4 protein-coding genes and 1 pseudogene are annotated in these 4,131 nt (G+C 49.6%); all 5 read right to left on the bottom strand.

Features of this window, described 5'->3' with window-relative positions; translation table 11 throughout:
* Nucleotides 1–137: 137 nt before the first annotated feature.
* Nucleotides 138–333: pseudogene (locus B597_RS46775) on the bottom strand (transposase); the annotation flags it as partial.
* Between the two features lie 151 nt (nt 334–484).
* Nucleotides 485–841, bottom strand: coding sequence for a DUF6088 family protein (locus B597_RS47885; RefSeq protein WP_074519875.1), 357 nt, complete (start codon nt 839–841; stop codon nt 485–487).
* 86 nt (nt 842–927) lie between these two features.
* Nucleotides 928–2,886 carry a hypothetical protein gene (locus tag B597_RS0223895; RefSeq protein ID WP_031323835.1) on the bottom strand — a complete coding sequence of 653 codons (1,959 nt, stop codon included), beginning with the start codon at nt 2,884–2,886 and terminating at the stop codon, nt 928–930.
* 35 nt (nt 2,887–2,921) lie between these two features.
* On the bottom strand, nt 2,922–3,239 hold the full coding sequence (locus B597_RS47220) for a hypothetical protein (RefSeq protein WP_152028211.1): 318 nt from the start codon (nt 3,237–3,239) through the stop codon (nt 2,922–2,924).
* Between the two features lie 46 nt (nt 3,240–3,285).
* The gene (locus B597_RS45405) at nt 3,286–3,747 is read right to left on the bottom strand and encodes a hypothetical protein (RefSeq protein WP_024162562.1); all 462 of its coding nucleotides are present in this window, start codon (nt 3,745–3,747) and stop codon (nt 3,286–3,288) included.
* Nucleotides 3,748–4,131 lie beyond the last annotated feature (384 nt).

Below are 4,131 nucleotides of genomic sequence, written 5' to 3'. Positions count from 1 at the left end.
CCTTAATGTCACTAAGTGTACTTCTAGGTACACTCCGAATCACCGCGACGACCGCTATTTCCGATTCTATGGACTCGGCCGCACGTAAGTACACCAAGTGTACCTACAGGTACACTTAGTGATCAGCCGTACTCTAGGGTGTAGCTGAACTGGCGCTTGATCACCCGAAATAGATGTTCGACCTTGGCCCGCACCTGCGCCATGGCGTTTCGATCTTACGCTTGGCTTTGTAGAGCGGGCTGTTCCTGCCCGCATTCTTGTACGTACTGCGCGTGCCGCGGCCTGCCAGATCACATCTCGGTCAGTATGTTCGGAGCGCTTCTCGGCACCACCTGACCCATCTCGATCAGGAACAACTCCTTGCGGGTCTGCTTGCGCTTGCCGGCGTACTCGGCGTCAGCAAAAGTCATCTGCTTCACCGAAAAACTCAGGCAACGGGACCGGCGTACTTCACCAGACTTGGGAAGTCTTCTTCAGAGTTTCCCTAATGCTGTGATCGACCAGCAGCGCTCAAGCCTCTCGCTGCGTAATGGCTACCTTGCCGAGCGCGGTATGATTTGGATGAATTCGACGAAAAAATCTGTGCTGTATACTGCACATACCGGCCGCAGCAAACTGCAGCATAAACGCGACGATGCGGATTCATTTCCGGTACATCCAACGAACGGCCGGGTACATAGACACCGCGGGCTACACGCTTCAGACAACCTGACTGCACCAGCCTGAAAAGCGCTTCATCGACCGCTGCACGCGAACCTACTTCAGCGAAGGCCTTGCGTACGAAAAGCGTGCCCTTCTTCATTCGCTTGACTCGGTTTGAGGTGGCTTGTGCGACAGACATGGGAGCCTTCTAGGACCTGACGGTTACTGAGAAGAAATGCAATGCGGATTTCTCCTCTAAATATCCGGCCGAGATTTAATATGAAGTCAGTAACCGCTAAACTCCCGGAATTTTTGGGAGTCGTGATGAGCGATCCATTCAGCCACATCATAAGGAACGTACAGTTTAAACTTGGCGCGAGATATCGCAATGTACACAGCACAGATTCGTTGGTCGAACTCATTCACATCCCTGAACTTATTGACAGTGAGTAGCTGCGGCGTCAACAAAACTACGTCGAACTCCATCCCTCCAGCCTGTTCAGCCATCATAACCATACAACTATTGCCGGATTGACCAAGCATCCCTTTCAGCTGATTCATATCGGCAACATTGAAGCCTTTCTCTAGCTCTGCCTCCACCCATAAAAATGACTCATCGTACCGGTTGGCATCACAAACCTGCTGCCAGCTTGAAAACTCACTAAAGTCCAAATGCGGTCCATCCGGTATCTGCTCAACACTGTAGAAATCTGGCTTGAACAATGCGATGGCAGTGGCCATGAACCTTTTGAGGTCTTTCTGCGCTTCAGTACTGGGGATTAACGCGCGCCCTGCAGCATCCATCTGGATAATCCACTTCATCATGTCCCAGCGGGATGCAGCCAATACCACACAACCCTCAGGCGGCAAAAATCCTTGAGGATAATACTTAACAGCGATATCAGTATTGCTAGCACCCTCAAAGGGAATTTTGCCCTTACTAGAGTGACGGTAGATTAGAGGATTCACCAAACTTTCGACGTTACGGCCAGATCGAACAGAGTAGGCGATCTCACTTCGCCGGACCCCGCGCCCTCTGCTTACAAAAGCGCCCCCAGCTTGTTGATATTCATCCCCGAGCGTTATCAATACCTGGCGACCTCGCTCAATGATCTGCATAAGGGAAGCAGGAAGGTCCTGACTTTCGTCAATGAGTACGTGCGAGTACCGAGCCGGAACCACACAGCCTGATAAGCTTGCACGCTTTATCATTAACAATGCGTCGAGTTCAACCAGACCGTACCAGGCAGGGTTTGACTCAAGGTAGCCCCATAGCTGGCTCGAATACTCAAGAACCACCCTAGCGTCCATGCTAGACAAAGGCTGGTTAAAATAAGGCAAGTGCTTTGCCGACAGGGTATAGTCTCTAGACCGACAATAGTTCTTGAGCACTTTAAGGCAAATGTTTAGCGTCGATTGTGTGTCATAGTCACGGACGCCAATGATGTTCAGTTCTTGTGACAATGCCCGCTTACTAAGAAACTTAGGAAGTTCGTTCACGGGCTTGGGCTTGGGATCATTCAGCAAGAGCTGTGCGAATTCGATGAAGGTCAATCCGGCTTTACTGCCGTGAACGTCTCCAATACGCTTACGAAGGGCCTCCAACTTTCCGGATGTGTGCGCCAACAATAACGCCCCGCCTGGACGCAAGCACTCCATCAAGGTGCCTAATAGGTGGCTCTTACCGATACCTGCGTAACCTTGAACATGGAGGTCCTCATCCAGATTGGCACGGAAAGTCCTTACCAACTTATCCTGCGCAGGGCTTAACCAACGCTCGCGATGCCGTGGCGTAATCATCTGTTCACTGAATGGATTGATACGTTTATAGTGACGCCCCCTAAATTCGAAATCCCATCTTCCATTGGGTAGCAAATAATCCCGCGCTGCGACCTCATCAGAGCTTAGAAAGCGTAAGTTTAAACTCTTGGCAACCTGACCACCGGAGCGTAACCTTCTTGGATCAAACAGCCGCTGCGCCTCTGAAAGCAGCCCTCTAGCATCTGAATGCTGAGTACCAACCGCCCAAGCGATAAGCTTGCTCAAGTTCCTTTCAATCGAACTCGGCGTCAGCTCTTTTTTCTCTGCAACCGACAAGTGCTGAACAACCAAAATCGCGGCCAATTCAGCATCCGACAAAGTAGCTAGCCCGCTTGCATCTTTAGAGCCTAATAAACTTGCGCAAGTTTCACTTGCAACAGGCAAGAAAAGGGGGCTGGATAAATCAAAGTGCTCAGGATGCATACTATCTCACAGTTAAGAAAGGGCTCATCATTTGATCAATCCTTTTCATATTCATCATCAGTTACTCCCGATTCGTCGTCTATTTCGAACCAATCGACCTCTGAAATTTCTGTTGCAGGAGGGCATAGATTGACTGCTACACGTAGAAAATCGTCTCGGGCAGAGCCATAGCGGGTATCGTTGAGCCACCCCAAATCGATCAACCTAGAGCGAATCAGTGACCTTGGCACACCAAGACGTTTACTCAGTTCAACAAGGAGAATATTGACGGTCGTAATATTTACTGGCTGGTGATCTACATATATGAGCCCATACCTGCGCCACTTGACCTCATATTTATCGAGCAGATCCATTACATGCTCAGCCAGACTTTCGACTTCCTTCCACCTCTCATGTGAGTCACTCATTACTACCCTTACCCTTGACATCAAGCACGAACTCATAGCTACCCAAAGTTCCTGACATCCCTCCTAGATAGTTATTATGATCACTCGCTAGCTCTGTGCCCTTCATCTCGATGCAATACTGCAATTCGCAGACTGCCATTTCAAGGAGCCTGCCCAGATCGGCAGCACTTTTTGCAGCTAGACGCAGCTGCAGATCAAACTTTTCTGAGGTAGAGGGCGATAAAGATGCGGCCGCTGCTGCTCGAAAATAAATTTCTTCTCGCTGATTTGCACCTTCAACCTGACTGTTCTTCGACCCACTAAGTAGTTCGGCATGTTCTTCGTCCATGAGATCCAGCACCCTCGAAAGCTCCAGAGTTTTCGAGGGATTCAAATGCATCTGCTCCTTGATATCCAAACGACGAATCTGCCATTCCCGAATTTTGTCTCGGGTCAGACTATCAATTTCATCCATGCCAGAGCCCTCTTGATGCCCGAATTTGAAGTATGCCAACCTTCAACTTCATGAATTTAATGGTATTCTGCAAAAAATCCGACGCATTGCAATACGGGTGGGACTTGAGCTGCTCATACCCCGGAATTCAGGACATGGGTGTTTGAGAACACTTAACCTGGAAATATCCCTAGCCCCCTCACTCAAAGCAATACTCTCCCAATAACAAAGTCGGACTATTTCTTGCTAAAAAAAACTGCCTTTAGTAATAAAAGCTACAGCAAAATTCTTCCCACCCCGCCTCACTGGGCGGCCTCGGCTAACCCCGGCACCGGGGCAATGGTCACTGCAGCTCCGGACTACAGCCCAAACTGCACGTTACCTTGACCTTCATTCCATTTGAAC

The organism is Stutzerimonas stutzeri KOS6 (assembly GCF_000307775.2).
Classification (GTDB): domain Bacteria; phylum Pseudomonadota; class Gammaproteobacteria; order Pseudomonadales; family Pseudomonadaceae; genus Stutzerimonas; species Stutzerimonas stutzeri_B.
This window is presented reverse-complemented; position numbering and strand designations above follow the sequence as displayed.